This window comes from Halomonas sp. EF61, assembly GCF_040147045.1.
Classification (GTDB): domain Bacteria; phylum Pseudomonadota; class Gammaproteobacteria; order Pseudomonadales; family Halomonadaceae; genus Halomonas; species Halomonas litopenaei.
The window spans coordinates 288,360-306,171 of sequence record NZ_JAMSHM010000004.1 but is presented as its reverse complement, the minus strand read 5'-3'; the positions used below and the strand labels follow the sequence as shown (position 1 = coordinate 306,171).

16 protein-coding genes are annotated in these 17,812 nt (G+C 64.9%); 8 read left to right on the top strand and 8 right to left on the bottom strand.

What is annotated here, in order from left to right:
- Positions 1–57: 57 nt before the first annotated feature.
- Positions 58–531, bottom strand: coding sequence for a nucleoside deaminase (locus NFI08_RS20990; RefSeq protein WP_349591413.1), 474 nt, complete (start codon positions 529–531; stop codon positions 58–60).
- A gap of 269 nt (positions 532–800) precedes the next feature.
- Here NFI08_RS20990 and NFI08_RS20985 point away from each other — a divergent pair, with 269 nt between their 5' ends.
- The gene (locus NFI08_RS20985; protein WP_124804119.1) at positions 801–1,358 is read left to right on the top strand and encodes a DUF6624 domain-containing protein; all 558 of its coding nucleotides are present in this window, start codon (positions 801–803) and stop codon (positions 1,356–1,358) included.
- Between the two features lie 83 nt (positions 1,359–1,441).
- Here NFI08_RS20985 and NFI08_RS20980 read toward each other — a convergent pair whose 3' ends face one another.
- From NFI08_RS20980 to NFI08_RS20965, 4 genes are all read right to left on the bottom strand, one after another.
- The gene (locus NFI08_RS20980) at positions 1,442–2,113 is read right to left on the bottom strand and encodes a response regulator transcription factor (RefSeq protein ID WP_108133271.1); all 672 of its coding nucleotides are present in this window, start codon (positions 2,111–2,113) and stop codon (positions 1,442–1,444) included.
- A gap of 193 nt (positions 2,114–2,306) precedes the next feature.
- The gene (locus NFI08_RS20975) at positions 2,307–3,941 is read right to left on the bottom strand and encodes a PAS domain-containing sensor histidine kinase (protein ID WP_289105272.1); all 1,635 of its coding nucleotides are present in this window, start codon (positions 3,939–3,941) and stop codon (positions 2,307–2,309) included.
- A gap of 12 nt (positions 3,942–3,953) precedes the next feature.
- Positions 3,954–4,613 (bottom strand): 2OG-Fe(II) oxygenase, encoded by a 660-nt coding sequence (locus NFI08_RS20970; protein ID WP_286985619.1) that lies wholly within the window; start codon positions 4,611–4,613, stop codon positions 3,954–3,956.
- 40 nt (positions 4,614–4,653) lie between these two features.
- Positions 4,654–5,286: a CoA pyrophosphatase gene (locus tag NFI08_RS20965; RefSeq protein ID WP_108449078.1), complete on the bottom strand. Its 633-nt coding sequence runs from the start codon at positions 5,284–5,286 to the stop codon at positions 4,654–4,656.
- Positions 5,287–5,387: 101 nt separating this feature from the next.
- Between NFI08_RS20965 and NFI08_RS20960 the strand changes: the two genes are divergently transcribed.
- Positions 5,388–5,945 (top strand): NUDIX hydrolase, encoded by a 558-nt coding sequence (locus NFI08_RS20960; RefSeq protein ID WP_108133274.1) that lies wholly within the window; start codon positions 5,388–5,390, stop codon positions 5,943–5,945.
- 101 nt (positions 5,946–6,046) lie between these two features.
- Here NFI08_RS20960 and NFI08_RS20955 read toward each other — a convergent pair whose 3' ends face one another.
- Positions 6,047–6,358: a YqfO family protein gene (locus NFI08_RS20955; RefSeq protein ID WP_286985616.1), complete on the bottom strand. Its 312-nt coding sequence runs from the start codon at positions 6,356–6,358 to the stop codon at positions 6,047–6,049.
- Between the two features lie 108 nt (positions 6,359–6,466).
- Here NFI08_RS20955 and NFI08_RS20950 point away from each other — a divergent pair, with 108 nt between their 5' ends.
- Complete coding sequence (locus tag NFI08_RS20950) at positions 6,467–7,312, top strand: fructosamine kinase family protein (protein ID WP_349591412.1); 846 nt, start codon at positions 6,467–6,469, stop codon at positions 7,310–7,312.
- A 12-nt stretch (positions 7,313–7,324) separates the two neighbouring features.
- Here NFI08_RS20950 and NFI08_RS20945 read toward each other — a convergent pair whose 3' ends face one another.
- Positions 7,325–8,239: an alpha/beta fold hydrolase gene (locus tag NFI08_RS20945; RefSeq protein ID WP_349591411.1), complete on the bottom strand. Its 915-nt coding sequence runs from the start codon at positions 8,237–8,239 to the stop codon at positions 7,325–7,327.
- A 348-nt stretch (positions 8,240–8,587) separates the two neighbouring features.
- On the opposite strand from NFI08_RS20945, the gene NFI08_RS20940 reads away from it, so the two are divergent.
- The 4 genes from NFI08_RS20940 to NFI08_RS20925 all read left to right on the top strand — a co-directional run bounded on the left by NFI08_RS20940 (position 8,588) and on the right by NFI08_RS20925 (position 15,778).
- Positions 8,588–10,051, top strand: a complete 1,464-nt coding sequence (locus NFI08_RS20940) for a TolC family outer membrane protein (protein WP_349591410.1) — start codon at positions 8,588–8,590, stop codon at positions 10,049–10,051.
- Between the two features lie 92 nt (positions 10,052–10,143).
- A complete protein-coding gene (locus NFI08_RS20935) occupies positions 10,144–11,541 on the top strand; it encodes an efflux RND transporter periplasmic adaptor subunit (RefSeq protein WP_349591409.1) in 1,398 nt (465 codons plus the stop codon).
- Positions 11,538–14,732, top strand: coding sequence for an efflux RND transporter permease subunit (locus NFI08_RS20930; RefSeq protein WP_349591408.1), 3,195 nt, complete (start codon positions 11,538–11,540; stop codon positions 14,730–14,732). Before NFI08_RS20935 ends, NFI08_RS20930 begins: the two co-directional genes overlap by 4 nt.
- A gap of 305 nt (positions 14,733–15,037) precedes the next feature.
- Positions 15,038–15,778 (top strand): hypothetical protein, encoded by a 741-nt coding sequence (locus NFI08_RS20925; RefSeq protein WP_349591407.1) that lies wholly within the window; start codon positions 15,038–15,040, stop codon positions 15,776–15,778.
- 51 nt (positions 15,779–15,829) lie between these two features.
- Here the strand turns inward: NFI08_RS20925 and NFI08_RS20920 are convergent, their stop codons facing one another.
- On the bottom strand, positions 15,830–16,444 hold the full coding sequence (locus tag NFI08_RS20920; protein ID WP_349591406.1) for a TetR family transcriptional regulator: 615 nt from the start codon (positions 16,442–16,444) through the stop codon (positions 15,830–15,832).
- 182 nt (positions 16,445–16,626) lie between these two features.
- Here NFI08_RS20920 and NFI08_RS20915 point away from each other — a divergent pair, with 182 nt between their 5' ends.
- Positions 16,627–17,661, top strand: coding sequence for a succinylglutamate desuccinylase/aspartoacylase family protein (locus NFI08_RS20915; protein WP_045992886.1), 1,035 nt, complete (start codon positions 16,627–16,629; stop codon positions 17,659–17,661).
- The last annotated feature ends 151 nt before the right edge of the window (positions 17,662–17,812 follow it).

The window sequence follows — 17,812 nt, the reverse complement described above, 5'->3', positions numbered from 1 at the left end:
GTCCGCCTTCTCGATGCCCTCACGACCTTCCCGCCCTTCCCGTCCTCCATCCCGACGTCACTTCCGGTAGAGCCGTCGGTGCAGCTCGCGAATCTCGTCGGCAAACTCCTCAACCGGCCCCTCCACCTCGGCACTCGGCACGATGGTCTGGATCGGCAGCGGGGCGATCGGGGCAGGTGCCACCTGCCACTCGCCGAGCCAGCGGCCGAGCTGTTCTGAGGAGCTGGCGTAGACGATGCGTCCGAGTCCGACCCAGCCATGCGCCGCGGCGCACATGGGGCAGTGTTCGCCGGAGGTATAGACGGTCGAGTGCGCTCGCTCTTCGACACGGAGGTACTCGGCCGCCCAGCGGGCGATGGCGAATTCGGGGTGGCGGGTCGCGTCACCGCCGGCGACGCGGTTGCGATCCTCGAAGCGAACCTGCCCTTGCGGATCCACCAGCAGCGAGCCGAACGGCTCGTCACCAGCCTCGAGGGCCTCCCTGGCCAGGTCAACGCAGCGGCGCAGGTGCTGACGATCGGTCGAATTCATTCAGCATTCCTCATAAAGATGATTCGCGGGCGGCCTCCTGCCTGGGGAAGGATGCCTCCGGGGAGGGATATCTGTGGCCCTGGCTTGACTCTAGCATGGACCAAAGTTGTCCGATGACGGACAGCCAGATACGTGATTCTTCACTGAAATATGCTTCTGGCGTCGGCATTTTCCTACGCAGCGCCCGGCGGATCGACTATTGATGCCGAAGGGTAACCCTAGGACGCTGTAGGTTGTCGGCAAGCTGGCCTGCAAATGAGGTGCGTTGCATGAACACGAGGAATACCATGTTGGCCCAGCAGATGGTGGCGCTGGCCGAGCAGGATAGAGCGTTGCTGGATGAACTCGCGGCCTCGGGGGAGATCCCCTCCGCCGACTATCATCCACGAGTGCGTGCGCTGCATCAGGCCAACGCCGAGCGTCTGTCTGCGGTCATCGATCGTCACGGCTGGCCGGGCAAGGACACCGTCGGGGAAGACGGCAGCGAAGCAGCCTGGTACATCGCGATGCACGCGGTTTTCGACGTGGATTTCATGCAACGCTGCTGTTCTGCACTGATTCAGGCGGTTGCCGCCGGCCAGGCGCCCGGGTGGCAGCTGGCCTTTCTCGAAGATCGCATAAGGGTCCTGACCGGTCGGCCCCAGCGCTATGGCACCCAGTTCGAGATCGGCGACGACGGCTGGCCCGTGCCCAGCGTCATCGAACGGCCGGATGATGTCGATCGGCGTCGTCAGGCGCTCGGGCTGGAGCCGCTGTCCAGTCGTCTGGCACGGTTGAGGGGACCGGGGTTAGCGGGGCCGGATGACTGGCTACGGCGTTCGGCCTGAACCGCTTTGCTTCACTTCCTGCTGCATGTCGAACTGAGCCGGCTGCCACTTGGTGGCCTCTCAATCTGCCCTTGTCACCAGACTCATGACGGCGCGCCGGCATCTCGGCTGACGTCGCTATCCTGCCCGGGCAGTGCTGACACCAATCCCAGCGCCACGGCCAGCCTGACCAGATGCGCCAGGCTATCGGCGCCGAGTGTCTTCATGATGCGCTGACGGTAGACCTCCACGGTCTTGGCGCTCAGCGTCAGCTTCTCGGCGATCTCGCGACTGGTAAGCCCGCGGGCCACCTCGACCAGAATGGCCTGTTCGTTGGCCCTCAGCCCTTCATATCGCTGCCGCAGCTCTTCGAGATCGGCCTGGGCCCGCTGCCGGTGCTGGTGGTGAGCCAGCGCCTGCTGGATGACATCGATCAATTGCTGCTGATTGAAGGGCTTTTCGATGAAGTCGAAGGCTCCCGCCTTCAACGCGGCGACTGCCATGGGCACGTCACCGTGGCCGGTCATCATGATCAGGGGAGGACAACGGTCTCGCTCGGCCAGCCGCTGCTGGACCTGCAGACCGCTGAGGCCGGGCATGCGCACGTCCAGCAGCAGCACCTCATGGTGCCGCGACGAGGCGAGAAAGGCGTCGCCGCTGGCGTAGCCCTGACTGCCAAGTCCCACCGACTGCAATAGCCAGGCGAGCGACTCGCGCAGGTCATCGTCGTCGTCGATGATGGCGATGGTTGGCTGGTCAGCAGTGTCGACGGGCATGATGGTCACTTCGCTGGTTGGGCGAGTCTCGCGGGCAGGCCCCTATGCTAGCCGATCCCCCGGCCAAAGGGGACCGTGCCAGGCGATGCCTGGTCACCGGGTTTTCATACAGAGCCTGGTGCCTGATCTCCGCCTGGCTGGCGCTTGGCGTCTCAAGTCAGGGGACGCGCCGAGGTATCAGCGGGGCGAGCCCTCAGGCGGAGGGTAGGGTAATGCGAAAGCGCGCACCCTGTGGCGCGTCAGGATCTTCTGGCCGCCTCGTACCGGTACCGGGGGCAAGAGCGTCTGCGCTCGGTGGGTCGCCGTCATCGATCAGCACCAGGTTGCCGCCCATGGCCTCGATCAACGACAGGCTGATCGATAGCCCCATGCCGAGACCGTCCTTGCGGCCGCTGACGAAGGGCGTAAACAGGCCCTGGCGTTGCTCTGGTGCCACGCCGGGGCCGTCGTCGACGATGTCCACGCAGCATTCACGGGAGCCAAGAGGGTAGGCTTCCAGGCGAATGCACGGAGGCCGGGGCGGAGTGGCGATGTCACGACAGGCGTCGAGAGCGTTGCGTATCAGGTTGACCAGTACCTGTTCCAGGCCGATGGCGTCGGCCATGACGAGGTCGAGGCCAGGGGCCAGGCGTGACGCCAGATGCACGCCTTCGTGCCGACACTGGGGCTCGCACAGGTCGCAGGCCTGGCCAATGATCTCGGCGAGATCCTGGGGCGCGAGGTGAAGACTGCCGCGGCGAACGAAGCGACGGATATGCTTGAAGCGTTCGGATAGGCGCTGAATCTGATCGTTGATGCGGTTGAGGGGCAGCGCCAGTTGGTGGGCGGGTTGGTCGGGGTCGCGCTCGAGCTGCATCAACGCGCCGCTGGCGTAGTTGCCCATGGCCGCCAGCGGCTGATTGCATTCGTGGGCGATATTGGTGGCCAGTTCACCCAGGCTCGCCAGGCGATTGGCGTGGGTGATCTGCTCCTGATGGCGGCGTGCCTGGGCCTCAGCCTCCAGGCGCAGACTGAGATCTCGATTGAGGATCGACAGTCGCGTCTGCCCTCCCTGTTCACGGTGCAGCTGGACCACGCTGAGTACCGGGATCTCGCCTGAGGGTGACGCCAGGGCCAGCTCGCCACTCCAGCGCCCCTCCAGGGTGACGGCAGGCAGCACCTGTTCACGCCATCTTTGTGCCGACGTTGGCACCAAGAGTTCGGCAATGGTCGTGCTTGCGCCTTCTTCGTCGAGCCTGAACAGGCTACGTGCGGCCTGATTGCAGTAGACCACGTGTTCGTCCTGGTCGCAGAACAGCACAAAATCAGTGGTCGATTCCACCACCCTTGCCAGGCGCTCGCGGCGTGCCTCGGACTCGACCCGCCGACTGACGTCGCGGGAGACGCACAGCACGTCGGTGAGTGCGCCGGTAGCGGGGTCGCGACGGGTACGGCTGGTGGTCTCGAACCAGATGTAGTGGCCGCTGCGGGTGCGAAAACGGTAGGTCTGCTCGTAGAAGCCCTCGTGGTAGTAGATACGAGGGGACTTGGACAGCAGCGCCGCCAGATCGTCCGGGTGGAAGAGGTCGTAGGCCGATACACCGATCAAGTCGTCAGGATCATAGCCCAGCAGGGTCCTGGCGGCCTGGGAGGCGTAGAGGAAGACGCCGTTGTGGTCGTGGCGCGAGATCAGATCCGTGGTGCTCTCGGCCAGCCACTGATAGTGGCGCTTCTCCTGTTCGAGCTGCTGTACCCGTTCGCTGAGCGCCTCTACCTGCTGGCGCAAGCGTTCCTCTTCGGTTCGCGGTTCGGCGCTGGAGTCTTTAGCGTCGTTGCTGTCGTGGCGCATGGTCATCAGGCCCTAGCGAGCCGGGTCTACCACGCCACCCAGCGAGGCATTGCGTCTGAACCAGCCGGCGATGCTGGCGCGGGGCAGGCGGGTCGGCAGTACTTCATGCGGCACCTGCTCGGACAGGAAGCACACCAGGGTGCCGGCCCGGGGGGCGACCCTGGTGAGCTCCCTCTGCGGGTCCTGTTCAGCGTAAATGACCATCTCGCCACCGCCATCTTCCGGCCAGTCGGGATTGAGATAACCTACCGTGGAGACCACGCGGTTGGCGCGGCCTCGGAAACTGTCGAGATGTCGACGGTAAAAGGCCCCGGCAGGATAGCGGGCCAGATGCGCCTCGTACTCGAACAGGCCGAGAAACAGGCTCTCGTTGAGTCTCTGCTGGAGTTCGCCCATGGCGTCGAGATAGCGGCGCTGGGCCAGGGTTTCCCGATCGAGCCAGTGGATGGCGTCGCCACGAATGTCTTCGCGGGTATCGAAGTCGGATCCGCGGCCGATGCCGGCCCGGGCCAGGGCATGCTGGTGCGCTCGGCCCTCGACCTCGGCGTGCAACGCCTGGCACAGCTCGGCGTCGATCATCGCTTCACCGACATAGAAGCCGCGTTCCACCAGGGCGTCCACCAGCTCCTCCATCCGTTGCGGCGGCAGGGGGCAGGGATCGGGGTAGCTCATGAAATCGGTGCTCGTCTTGTCATCGCGGGGCCGTGCCTGGTCATCTTGGCGCTCTTCTCGGAGGCAGATGGCGTAGTCTACCCTCCGGGCGGCGAGAAAGGCTCATGTCCAAGTCGCATCCCTTGGCCAGCAGCTCCACCAGCATCATGGCGGACAGCCCCCAGATCACGTAGTCGTCGCCCTGATCGGCGGGGATCAGGTAGCTCGGTACATAGATGTCGTTGCCGTCCACCGGGATCACGTCGGTGTGGGTACGCTGGTCATCGATAAAGTGCGACAGCGGCACCTCGAAGATCGCGTCCAGCTCGCCCAGGTCCGGGACCAGCGGCAGATCGGGCGGAATCAGTCCGACGAAAGGGGTGACCTTGAGACCATGCAGCGACAGCACATCAGAGAGCTGGCCGAGCACCTCTACCTGGCCGGGGGGCAGGCCTATCTCTTCTTCGGACTCGCGCAGGGCGGTGGCCAGCAGGTCGGCGTCATGAGCCTCCCGCTTGCCGCCCGGAAAGGCGACCTGGCCGCTGTGGGTCGACAGGTGGCTTGCGCGGCGGGTGAACAGCAGGCCGGGCTCGGGCCGATCGACCAACGGAATGAGTACCGCCGCCTCGGGCAGCTTCAGCGTCAGGCGGCGGGGGGAATGCGCTTGCAGGCGTTTGCGAAGTTTCTCTAACATGGGGGATCCGCAGGGTTTCACTCCTTGTACCCAGCCCCGTGCAGTGGCGTCAAGCCCGTCCTCCATTCCCGAGCCGGGAGCGACATGAACGATTGCAGCCCATGAATTTTTGCAGCCATTGCGGGCAGACCGTCCGTTTCGTCATCCCCGAGGGGGACGACCGTCCGCGTTACCTGTGTGACGACTGCGGCACCATCCACTACCAGAACCCGCGCATCGTGGCCGGCACGCTGCCGGTTTGCGGGTCACGGGTGCTGCTGTGTCGTCGCGCCATCGCGCCGCGTGAAGGCTATTGGACGCTGCCGGCGGGATTCATGGAAAACGGCGAGACCACCCCGGACGCAGCACGGCGCGAGACCCGCGAGGAGGCCTGCGCCGAGGTAGCGCTGTCGGGGCTCTACACCATGATCGACCTGCCCCATATCAATCAGGTGTTCATGATCTTTCTCGCCGAGCTCGATGGAGGTTACGCCGCCGGTCCCGAGAGTCTTGAGGTCGCGCTGTTCGAGGAGCACGAGGTGCCCTGGGACGAACTGGCCTTTCCCACCATCGAGCGTACCCTGCGTCACTTCTTCGAGGACCGCGCAAGCGCGACCTTCCCGCTGCACATCAGCGATATCACACCGGATCAGCGCAAGCGCTTCTTCGGCAGCGCCTGACGCCACACGTCCAAGGCTTCAGGGGGGCGGGGCCAGGACTGCCCCCGGTGGCCGGCCGCAGATTCGAAAGGCCACCGGCGGCTCGTCGGCTTTCGTTCGCGTTATAGATCTGCCAGCCGCCAGACGTCGTAGGCCACTTCCTCGTAGGGGTGGGCCAACTTGAGCGCGGAGATGGCGGCGCCGATCAGCTCGTCCTCGCACACCAGCTCCACTTTGTATTCCTCTACCCGCTCAAGCTCACCCACCTGCCCGATGTGCGGGTCGGCGCCGTCCAGCGGGCGAAACTGGCCCTGACCGGCGGTCTGGAAGCAGCAGGCCTCGTACTCACCGATGCGTCCGGCACCCGTGGCAAACACGGCTTCCTTGACCGCCTCGGCGTCGTCTCTGGGCACGAAGAAGGCAAGCTTGTACATGGGGTCTCCTTGCGTAAGCTGGGGGATGGTCGAGCCGGGTGTACCACCCGAGGGTGGCGACGCGCAACCTGCGCCCGGTGAATCTGCCAGCAGCCAGCAGGAGCCAGCATGAAACTGAATGACGCCCTCGAGACGCTGGGGCTAGCCGCCACGGCACCGCCACGTGCCCTGTCGGGCGGTGATATGGCCGAGGTGTGGCGGATCGAGACAGCGCAGGGCGCGGTGGTGGCCAAGCGCGACGATCCTGAACGCCTGGCAGGAGAGGCCGAGGGCCTTGCCGCACTCGGCGATGCCGGTAGCTCGCTGGTGATACCCGCAGTGATGGGCCAGGTCGGCTCCTGGCTGGTGATGGAAGCACTGGAGCCGGGGCCCGCCGACTGGACGGCGCTGGGTCGAGGGCTGGCGGAGCTGCACGCGCCTTGCGAGGCCGCCCACGGCTGGGCGCACGACAACGCCTGCGGGGCGACGCCCCAGCCCAATGCGCCGCTTCACGACGGACGCGCCTTCCAGCGTGAGCGCCGATTGATGCCCCTGGGCGAGGCCTGCCACGGCCGCGGCTTGCTGTCGCGCAGCGAACTTGCCCGCCTCAAGCAGGTGGCCGACCAGCTCGAGGCGTGGCTGCCTGACCAGGCGCCGAGTCTGGTGCACGGGGACCTGTGGTCCGGCAACGTCATCCACAGTTCGCGGGGCCCGGCATTGATCGACCCGGCGGTCTATCGCCACTACCCGGAGGTGGATCTGGCCATGCTGACGCTGTTCGGCGCGCCGGGTGAGGCATTTTTCGAGGCCTACTGGCAGGCGCAGGGGCGGGAGCGCGCCCCCGCCGACTGGCCCCGGCGCGAAGCCGCCTTCCAGCTCTATCCGTTGCTCAATCACCTGCTGCTGTTCGGCCGTGGCTATCACGCGGCAGTGTTGCGAACGATCACGCGGCTGGAGCAGGACTCCAACGACTAGACAGAGCGGGCTTCAGGAGGCGCCGAGCCCCAGCAGGCGCCGCCACCAGGGACGCGTGATCGCCCTGGACGGCTCGTGAGGCTGCTCGGCGAGGCTTTTCTCGAGAAAGGCCTTTATTGGCGCGACCTGGCTCGGGCGATCGAGCATCGGGGCGTGGCCGCAGCCCGGGACCGCCAGCGTCTCGAGCTGTGGCTGGGCCTCGCCCATGCGGGTGACGATATCCTCGGACAGCAAAGGTGAGTCCTCGCCACGCACGACCATCAAGGGGCAGCGGATGGCCTTCCAGTCGGCCCAGGTGTCCCTGGGCGTGTCGTGGACGAATTGCTCGCCGATGCGCGGGTCGTAGTGGTAGGTCCAGCTACCGTCCGGCAGGCGGCGAGCGCTCTCCAGGGTGAGCTGGCGCCAGGCGTCCTCGTCATCGATGCCGAAGCCGGCGTAGTGGCGGCGAAGCTCCGCCTCCAGTTGGCTCAAGCGGGAAAAACGGTGGGGGACGGTGAAGTAGGTGGCCAGTTCGGCCAGGCCTTGTGGCACCAGTTCCGGACCGACATCGTTGAGCACCAGTCGCTCGATGCGGCCTGCACTGGATGGATCGGCGGCCAGCAACATGCCGAGCAGCCCTCCCATGGAGGTACCCACCCAGGCTGCCCGGTCGAGTTCGAAGTGGTCCATGACGGCCAACGCGACTGTCATGTAATGGGAGTACAAGTAGTCATTGGCAGGATACAGCGACCAGCTCGACAGCCCTCGCCCCGGTGTGTCGGGTGCCAGGACTCGCCATTCGGGGCCAAGTTCCCGGGCCAGGGCAGTGAAGTCACCGCCGTGGCGTGCCAGTCCGTGCCAGGCGATGACGGTTCTGGGGGCCTCGGGATGAAACACGCGTACCGCGATCTCGAGCTCTCGGAAGGTGACCAGTCTCAGTGTGTCCATGGTGGCTCCTGGTGATGGTCCTGCAGGGGAGGGCGATCTTGGCTATGTTGCAGCGCAGCATTGTGGTTTAGCCAGCAATATAGTGCGGAATTGCGAATTTTTCACCATCCTTGCATGAAGGGCGGTAGAATACGACGCCAAACATGCGACAATGTATGTATATCGAATACCCCTAGATTCGAACGCCACCCGGTGCTTTCCAGGAAGTCGAGGCGCCCAGGAAATGGCAAGGACAGTGTGTCAGGGAGGTCGTACTCGCGTCGCGCGGCGTCCCTGGTGTGATGTCTCTGTGGCCTGGTCAAAGGGACTTGTGGACAACGCCGAGCAACAGATCCGAGGATGCTATCAATGACGCCTTCCCGACCAGCCCCCGTCACTCTGACCTCGCGGGTTCCTTCTCGCCGCCGCCTTCTGTGTGCCGCTGTCGCCGCCCTGATGATGGGCCAGGTCCAGGCCGCCGATCTGTTGACCATTACCCGCGACGCGCTGGACAACAACTCCGAGTTGGCCTCCGAGCGGTCCACCACCAGTAGTGCGGAAGAAGGCATCAACGTCGAACAGGCGGATCTCAATCCTCAGGTGACCGCCTCCGGCGAGGCGGCCTACAACCATATCTTCGAGACCCAGTCGCAGTCCGGCTTCAGCGGCACCGGCAGCGATGACGACTACCTCAGCTACGGTCTCAACCTGCAGGCGACCCAGAAGCTCTACGACGCCCTGAACAGCCGCGAAGTGAACGTGGCTGAGGCCCAGCTGGAGCAGCAGACCTACACCCTGGCAGCCACTGAACAGCAGGTGTTGATCGACACCTCGTCGGCCTACTTCGATATTCTGCGTGCCTACGAGATCCTCGAAGCTCGCAGGGCCCAGGAGCGCGCCATCGGGCGTCAGCTCGAGCAGGCCCAGGAACAGTTCGACGTCGGCCTGATCGCGATCACCGAGGTCGAGGAAGCGCGGGCGACCTTCGACCAGTCACGGGCCGACAGGATCGTCGCCGAGAGCGACCTCCAGGTGGCCTTCGAGGCGCTGGAGCGCTTGACCGGCAAGCGCTACGACAGCATCGAGATGCTCCAGGACGACCTGCCCATCGCACTGCCCGAGCCGTCCAGTCGTGATGCCTGGATCGAGCTTGCCATCGAGCGCAATCCGGAACTGCTGGCGCAGCAGGCTGGCGTCGATGTGGCGCGTGAGCGGATCGATGTGGCCAGGGCCGCCGATCTGCCGGTGGTGGAGGCCTTCGCCAACTACGCCTACAGCGACGACGAGCGTGACAACTTCGAGGACTACAACTCCAACAGCCAGGTGGGCGTGAGCGCGAGCATGCCGCTCTACACCGGCGGTCGGACCAGCGCCTCGGTGCGCCAGACCACCTACGACCTGGAGTCCAGCCAGTACGACTTCGAGTCCCAGCGCCGCGAGACGGTGCTGCAGGTGCGCTCGCTGTACACCCAGGTCAGCAATGACGTCTCCACGGTGGCGGCGCGCAAGCAGTCCATCGTCTCCAACCAGAGTGCCCTGGATGCCACCCGCGCGGGCTACGAGGTGGGTACCCGCAACATCGTCGACGTGCTCAACGCCGAGCAGAACCTGTACAACGCCATCGCTGACTACGCCGATGCCCGTTTCAACTACGTGATCAACCTGCTCAGTCTGCACCGTCAGGCGGGGGTGCTCGACGCCCAGGATATCGCCGAGCTCAACGCCTTCCTGGTCGAGGAAGGGCAGGTGAACTTCACCCTGCCGGAGCAGGGCGAGGCCGACGAATACGACGCGGTTCTCGATATCGGCGCACCGCCGAGTCAGGACGGCTGACGCACGCCTAGGCGTCCAGGCTGACCGCTTCCTCCCTCGAGGCGGTCAGCGCCCGGCATCTGACGATCCAATTACCCCGAAGGAATCAAGGGATGAAAACCACCATCTATCGCGGCCGCCTCTGGGCCGCACTGGCGGCGGCATTGCTGCTGGTCGGCTGTGGTCAGGAAGAAGACCCGTCCGCCGGTCAGGCCGGTGGTCAGCCACCCGCCAAGGCCATCGAGGTGGCCGAGCTGGCCTACCAGGACATTCCACTGGACAAGTCCTACCCCTCCAAGCTGATGAGCGAGCAGGAAGTCACCCTGGTCGCACGTGTCACCGGTGTGCTCGAGGAGCGCAAGTTCGAACCCGGCGATCAGGTCGAGCAGGGTGAAAGCCTCTACACCATCGAGCCGGACCTGTACGAGGCCACCGTGGCCCAGCGCGAGGCCGACCTGGCCAGCGCCCAGGCCGAGCTGTCGCGGGCCGAGCGTGACGCCAATCGTTTCCAGCAACTGGCAGCTCAGAACTCGGTGAGCCGTCAGCAGGTCGACCAGGCCCTGGCCGACGCGCGCGTCGCGCGGGCCAGCGTGGCCCAGGCCGAGGCGGCGCTGAAGAGCGCCCAGCTCGACCTGGACTACGCCGAGGTCACGGCGCCGGTGTCTGGCGTGATCGGTCTCAGTGAGGTCAATGTCGGCAACCTGGTGTCACCCAATACCGAACTTGCCACCATCACTCCGTTGGACCCGCTGGAGGTCCGTTTCCAGATGCCTCAGAACGACGCCTTCGAGCTGCGTCGTCAGTTGAAGGACATGAGCATCGAGGACATCGCCGCCTCGCTCGAAGCGTTCTCTTCGCGTGGGGATGAGCCTGCCGTGCTCAGTGGCCACCTGGACTTCCTTGGCTCCCGTGTCGATCCCGAGACCAGCACCGTCCAGGCGGAGGCCACCTTTGCCAACCCGGACGGCGCGGTGCTGCCGGGTCAGTACGTGCGCGTGAAGATCGAGGGGCTGGCTCGCTTCGGCGTGCTGGCGGTGCCGGAGCTGGCTTTGACCCAGGGCTTGATGGGCCCGCAGGTCTACGTGCTCGATGAAGACAACGTCGCCAGGGCGCGTCCGGTGCAGCTCGGTGAGCTGGCGGGCGCCTGGCAGATCATCCTCGACGGCGTCGAACCCGGCGAGCGTGTGGTGGTCGGTGATCCGGGCAGCCTGAAGCCGGGTACCCCGATCGATCCCCAGCCGTTCGACGGCGACGCCGAGGCGCTGATGCAAGAAGCCCAGTACGAGCAACAGGGGCAGGGCGCCGGCCAGGCCGCGCCCGAGCAAGCTGAGCAGGGCGAAGCGGCGTCACCGGGCGAGCCAGCGGCCGATCAGAGCGGGCAGGGCACTGCCGAGAGCGGTGGTCAGGGCGAGGATGCCGCGAGTGCCACCCAGGCCGCCCAGCAGGCGCCGATGAACGCGCCGCAGGGCGATCAGGAGGCCGAGGAGGCTCGAGGAGAGGGTAACGAATGAATTTCGCCAACTTCTTCATCAAGCGGCCGATCTTCGCCTCGGTCCTGGCGATCATCCTGACCATCATCGGGGCGATGAGCATGCGGGTACTGCCGATCGAGCAGTATCCCAGCGTGGTGCCGCCCACGGTGTCGGTCAGCGCCACCTTCCCGGGGGCCGATGCCGAGACCGTGGCGCAGACGGTGGCCGCGCCGCTGGCGGAGGCGATCAACGGCGTCGAGAACATGCTCTACATGAACTCGACCAGCTCCGACAACGGCTCCATGAGCCTGAGCGTGGCCTTCGACATCGGGACCGACGGTGATATCAACACCATCAACGTCAACAACCGGGTCCAGGGCGCGCTGTCCCAGTTGCCCGAGGCGGTGCAGGAGCAGGGCGTCCAGGTCGAGCTGCGTTCCAGCTCGATCCTGATGCTGGTGTCGTTGATCTCGCCCCAGGACGACTACGACAACATCTACATGCAGAACTACGCCACCCTGAACATTCTCGACGAGCTGCGCCAGATTCCCGGCGTCGGTGAGGCCGAGGTGCTGGGCGGTGGCGAGTTCGCCATGCGCATCTGGATGGACCCCAACAAGCTGGCCGAGTACGACCTGACCCCCACCGAGGTGGCGGCGGCGATTCGTGCCCAGAACACCGAGGTACCGGCGGGTAGCCTGGCGTCCACGCCGATCGACAGCCCGCGAGCCTTCACCTACACCATCACCGCCGGCGGACGTCTGTCCAGCGCCGACGACTTCCGCGACATCCTGCTGCGCACCAACGAGGACGGCTCCGCGCTGCGCCTGGATGACGTCGCACGGATCGAGCTGGGCGCCTCCTTCTATGGCGTCGAGGCACGCCTCAACGGCGCCATCATGACGCCGATCATGATCCAGCAGCAGCCGGGCGCCAATGCCCTGCAGACGGCAGACATGGTCAAGGAAAAGATGAACGAGCTGGAGGTGCGCTTCCCGCCGGGCCTCGAGTACGTGGTGCCCTACGACACCACCCTGTTTATCGACGCCTCGGTGGAAACCGTCTTCCACACCTTTATCGAAGCCTTCCTGATCGTCGGCGTCATCCTGTTCATCTTCCTGCAGAACTGGCGCTTTACCGTGATCGCCATGTCGGTGGTGCCGGTATCGGTACTGGCCACCTTCGCAGGCTTCTACGTGTTCGGCTTCTCGATCAATCTTTTGACGCTGTTCGCTCTGGTGCTGTCCATCGGCATCGTGGTGGATGACGCCATCCTGGTGGTGGAGAACGTCGAAAGGGTGCTGTCGGAAGACGAGGAGATCACGGTTCGCCAGGCCACCATCCAGGCCATGAAGGAGGTCGGTGGGCCGGTTATCGCCACCTCGCTGATCATGGCGGCGGTGTTCGTACCGGTGGCCTTCCTCGGCGGCTTTACCGGGCAGATCTATCAGCAGTTCGCCCTGACCATCGCCATCTCGGTGGCGTTCTCGGCGCTGATGGCGCTGACCTTCACCCCGGCGCTGTCGGCGATCTTCATCAAGCACGACCTGCACAAGAAGGAATCCTCCTTCATGCGGGCGGTGCGCACCCCGCTGCGCCTGTTCGACCGCTTCTTCGATGGCGTCACCAGGGTGTTCATGGTGGCGGTCAAGGCGCTGGTCAAGGCCTGGGTGCTGACCCTGCTGCTGGTGGGGCTGGTCGGGGCCGGTTCCTTCTGGCTCTACGAGAACACGCCCTCGACGCTGGTGCCGGAAACCGACCAGGGCATCGCCCTGGCAGCCGTCAGCCTGCCGGACTCGGCATCGCTCAGCCGCACCAAGGCCTACATGGCCGAGGTCAGCAAGCGCATCGAGGAAGTGCCAGGTGTGCGCTATTCCTCGGCCATCGCCGGCTACGACATGCTGACCAGCTCGGTCAACACCGCGCGCGGCATCATCTTCATCAACATGGACAACTGGGACGAGCGCGAGACCACGGTGGATGACCTGATCGGCCGGATCTTCCAGATCGGTGCCGAGGTCGACGGCGGCAACGTCATGGCCTTCAACATGCCGCCGATCATTGGCCTGTCCACCACCGGCGGCTTCACCGGCTACCTGCAGTCGTTCTCCGGTGCCACCCCCGAGGAGATCTACCAGGCCTCGCTCAAGGTGATGCAGGCGGCCAATCAGGATCCGGCGCTCAACCAGGTGTTCTCGACCTTCAGCGTCAATGTGCCGTCCTTCCGCGCCGAGATCGACCAGCAGAAGGCGCTGAGTTATGGCGTGTCACTGACCGACCTCAATGCCACTCTGTCGAACACCTTCGGCAACGGCTTCGTCAACTTCTTCAGCTACCAGAACCGCAACTTCCAGGTGTACCTGCAGAACGAGGCGGAGTACCGCGACACGCCAGACGATATCAACAATGTCTATGTGCGCGGCGGCAACGGTGAGCGCATCCCCTTGTCCGAGTTCGTGACCCTCGAACGCACGGCCGCACCTGCGGTAGTCACCCGTTTCGGTGTCTACTCGGCGGCCCAGTTCCAGGGTGGCCCGGCGGAAGGCTACTCGTCGACCCAGGCGCTCCAGGCCATGGAGCGTATCGTCCAGGAGACCTTGGGCAGTGACTGGGGCATGGGCTGGACCGGCACCGCCTACCAGGAGAGCGAAGCGGGTAACGCCGGCACCATCGCCATCATCTTCGGCATGGTCATGGTGTTCCTGATCCTGGCGGCGCAGTACGAGAGCTGGTCATTGCCGCTGGCGGTACTGACCGCCACGCCGTTCGCCTTCCTCGGGGGCATCGCCGGTATCGCCATGCGTGGCCTGGATACCAGCGTCTATGTCCAGATCGGGGTATTGGTGGTCATTGGCCTGGCGGCCAAGAACGCCATCCTGATCGTCGAGTTCGCCGAGCTCCAGCGCAAGGAGATGGGCAAGAGCATCCGCGAGGCGGCGATCACCGCGGCGGAGCTGCGTTTCCGGCCCATCGTGATGACCTCCATGGCATTCATCTTCGGCACCCTGCCGCTGGCCATGGCCACCGGCGCCAGTGACACCAGCAGTCACCACATCGGTACCACGGTGGCCATGGGCATGGCCTCGGTGGCGATACTGGGTAGCTGTTTCGTGCCGTCGTTCTACGCCATGATCGCGTCGCTCTCCCTGCGCTTGTTCGGAGAGCGTGGTTCCGACGACGATGAGGACGAGAACGCCTCAGAAGCCAAGGGCACTGCCACCGATCATTGAACCAGTGGGCGGGTCAACATGACCGCCCCTCATCGGTAGAATGGTTGATGCAGGTCAAAGCGCCGCCTTTCCAGGTGGCGCTTTTTTTTATGCTGCAGAGGCGGTGAGTCGCTGGTGGCAGGGGAGCTTCTTGTTGCGTATTACACGCTTGTGGCGAACCTGGGCGAGGTGTGCAGTGCAGCATGTTGTGCGTTGCAACATGCTGTCACCAAAGGAAAAGTTGGGATGTACGGGTCGAGGTTTGTGGCCTATGGCGCTATGCTGCGGGTAGCAAGTTCGCAAGTGGCAACGCCACGGGAGGTGGTATGGACATAACGCTGATCAGGGATATCGCCCTGAGCTTTCCGCTGATTCTGTTCACGGTGCTGCTTCCACTCGTCGCGCTCTACTGGGTCCTGGTGGCATTGAAGCTGGTGCCGCTGCAACTGTTCGAACGTGACAGCCTGCGTGACGATCATATGGCCAGCACGATGGTATCGCTGGGGTTTGCCGGGGTGCCGGTGACGGTGGCCTTGACCGCGCTGATCCTGTTCGCTGCTGTCTTCACGCTGGTGGCGGAACTGCTGATACTGCAGTGGTTCAATCTGGCGATCGTGATCGTGCCGCTGGGCATCGTGGTGCTGTGGGGAGCCTTTGCGCTGTCGTCCCCGCTGGCATCCCGCTTCTGTCGGGTACTGTTGAAGCGCTATCGCGATCGGCCCTCGTTCAACCGTCGTTGCCTGCTGGGCGAGCGTGTCCAGGTGGTCGGCTTCATCGATGGTCAGGGGTGCTGCCGTGCGGTGCTCTGCTCGGACGGAACCCGGGAAATCTGCCTGAGGGGCAAGCCGGGGGCGATGCCGCGGGAAGGGGAAGTACGGGTGCTGGTCAAGTACCTGGAAGAGCACGACAGCTTCCGCTCGGTGGCCGAGCAGGAGTTTCTCGATGCGCGTACCCGGCTGGTAAGGCTCAAGCTGATCGAGCGCCATGAGCCGGTACCACCCCATGAAGCGCCGACGCACGGGCACCACTACCACGGCCATCGTCACTCCCACGGCCATCAGCATTGAAGCGTGTCGAGCCCTTCTCGCCTCGATCGAGTAGCGGTTCGCGACGACGGGTCAGTCGTGACCGATCAGGCTGATCAGGTCATCGACCAGGGCAGGGCCTCGTTCACTGAGGGTGAAGGCCTGGGGTGCCCGCAGCCACTCCCAGAACAGCCCGCTCAGGGCATAGTGAAACAGGTCGGTGGCACGCTCCGGGCTAAGCCCGGGGCGTAGCTGCTGCTTGAGATCAGCCTGCTTGAACTGGCGCAGCAAGGCCTGGCAGGTTTCTCGGGCGATCTCGGCCTTGGCCTCCAGCGGGTCGAAATCGTCGGTACGCTCGCAGTGGTGCAGCAGGATACCGTGAACCCGGCGGTGGCGCGGAGTATCGGCCTGGCGCAGCCCGGCATGACAGCTCAAGCGAATGGCCTCCAGCGGGTGGTGATCGACCGAGGAGTCGTCGAGCTCATTGAGCAGGTCCTCGAACGGCAGATGGACACGCTCCAGCATGGCCCTGAACAGATCGCCTTTGTTGCGAAAATGCCAGTAAAGGGCGCCCCGGGTAACGCCGGCCCGTCGCGAGATGACCTCGAGCGAGGCGCGCGAGACGCCGCGCTCGAGGAACACTTCCTCGGCGGCATCGAGCAATGCGGCTCGGGTGGCGGCGGCTTCTTGCTTGGTACGGCGGGCCATGGGGGCGGGGCGCTCCGGCGGTGGGTCAGTCCGCGTATTCTACCGGACTGGCCCCGCGAGATCAGCGGCATCGATACGCGCACTGAGGTAAATTGGACTCGTTTTGGCGACGTCACAAAGGTATAAGGACGACAGGTGCTGTCGTGTTTTCGACGGCGCGGCATGGCGACTAAGGAACTTTCATGGCAAGAGCCCCCTTCGAACTGGCCGGCATTACCGTCAAGCCGGGCACGCGTGCCCAGATCGACGTGCCGGTGGCCAAACTTTACACCCATGCACCGCTGGATATCCCGGTGGAGGTCGTTCACGGACGCCAGCCAGGCCCCACCTTGCTGGTGTGCAGCGCCATCCACGGCGACGAGATAAACGGCGTCGAGATCGTCAGGCGTCTGTTGCGTTCGCGCCAGATCAACCGTCTGCGCGGCACCCTGATCGCGGTGCCGATCGTCAATATCTTCGGCTTCGTTCAGCACTCTCGCTATCTGCCGGATCGGCGCGATCTCAATCGCTGCTTTCCCGGCAGTGAATCGGGCTCGCTCGGGGGGCGTATCGCGGCGCTGTTTCGCGAGCAGATCGTCGATCACGCGACCCACATCATCGACCTTCATACCGGCGCCATCCACCGCACCAACCTGCCGCAGATCCGCGCCCAGCTGGGTGACGCCGGCGAGGAGACCCGGCGCATGGCCGACGCCTTCGGCGCCCCGGTGATTCTCAACGCCGAGCTTCGCGAAGGCAGCCTTCGCCACTACGCCCAGACGCGCGGTACGCCAGTGCTCACTTACGAGGCCGGCGAGGCGCTGCGCTTCGACGAGTGGGCGATCACCGCTGGTGTCCGAGGGGTGCTGCGGGTGATGCGCCGGCTCGACATGCTCACCGGCGAGCAACGCCGGCGCAAGCCGCCGGCGGCAGAGGTCGCCAATGGGTCGAGCTGGGCGCGTGCGCCCATCGACGGCATCCTGAGGCCCAAGGTGCGCCTGGGTGCCCGGGTCGCCAAGGGACAGGTGCTGGGCAAGGTCGCCGATCCCTTCGGCGAGACCGAAGGCGAGATCCTGTCCATGGCCGACGGCATCGTCATCGGCATGAGCCGGCTGCCCCTGGCCAACGAAGGCGAGGCGTTGTTCCATATCGCCCGCTTCGACGCCATCGAAGAAGCCGAAAGCGCCATCGAGACCTTCCATTCGAGCCTGGAGCCGCCGCCCGATTCACTCTACTAGGCCTCAAGGCGTGACGCGGTTCACCCAAGAGCCAAGGTTGCACATGCAGGTGAGCACTCGCTTACCTTTAGACATGAGGGTGGCGATAGGGGTGGCGGCAGAGGTAGCGGTAGCAGTAGCGGTAGGGCTAGCGAGACAGATGTCCGGAGGG

Bases quoted from the DNA above. Each gene is read 5' to 3' on its own strand.
- NFI08_RS20930 (WP_349591408.1), top strand. From the start codon at position 11,538: ATGAATTTCGCCAACTTCTTCATCAAGCGGCCGATCTTCGCCTCGGTC.
- NFI08_RS20965 (WP_108449078.1), bottom strand. From the start codon at position 5,286: ATGTTAGAGAAACTTCGCAAACGCCTGCAAGCGCATTCCCCCCGCCGC.
- NFI08_RS20915 (WP_045992886.1), top strand. From the start codon at position 16,627: ATGGCAAGAGCCCCCTTCGAACTGGCCGGCATTACCGTCAAGCCGGGC.
- NFI08_RS20950 (WP_349591412.1), top strand. From the start codon at position 6,467: ATGAAACTGAATGACGCCCTCGAGACGCTGGGGCTAGCCGCCACGGCA.
- NFI08_RS20935 (WP_349591409.1), top strand. From the start codon at position 10,144: ATGAAAACCACCATCTATCGCGGCCGCCTCTGGGCCGCACTGGCGGCG.
- NFI08_RS20980 (WP_108133271.1), bottom strand. From the start codon at position 2,113: ATGCCCGTCGACACTGCTGACCAGCCAACCATCGCCATCATCGACGAC.
- NFI08_RS20985 (WP_124804119.1), top strand. From the start codon at position 801: ATGAACACGAGGAATACCATGTTGGCCCAGCAGATGGTGGCGCTGGCC.
- NFI08_RS20945 (WP_349591411.1), bottom strand. From the start codon at position 8,239: ATGGACACACTGAGACTGGTCACCTTCCGAGAGCTCGAGATCGCGGTA.
- NFI08_RS20975 (WP_289105272.1), bottom strand. From the start codon at position 3,941: ATGCGCCACGACAGCAACGACGCTAAAGACTCCAGCGCCGAACCGCGA.
- NFI08_RS20960 (WP_108133274.1), top strand. From the start codon at position 5,388: ATGAATTTTTGCAGCCATTGCGGGCAGACCGTCCGTTTCGTCATCCCC.
- NFI08_RS20925 (WP_349591407.1), top strand. From the start codon at position 15,038: ATGGACATAACGCTGATCAGGGATATCGCCCTGAGCTTTCCGCTGATT.
- NFI08_RS20920 (WP_349591406.1), bottom strand. From the start codon at position 16,444: ATGGCCCGCCGTACCAAGCAAGAAGCCGCCGCCACCCGAGCCGCATTG.
- NFI08_RS20970 (WP_286985619.1), bottom strand. From the start codon at position 4,613: ATGAGCTACCCCGATCCCTGCCCCCTGCCGCCGCAACGGATGGAGGAG.
- NFI08_RS20990 (WP_349591413.1), bottom strand. From the start codon at position 531: ATGAATTCGACCGATCGTCAGCACCTGCGCCGCTGCGTTGACCTGGCC.
- NFI08_RS20940 (WP_349591410.1), top strand. From the start codon at position 8,588: ATGACGCCTTCCCGACCAGCCCCCGTCACTCTGACCTCGCGGGTTCCT.
- NFI08_RS20955 (WP_286985616.1), bottom strand. From the start codon at position 6,358: ATGTACAAGCTTGCCTTCTTCGTGCCCAGAGACGACGCCGAGGCGGTC.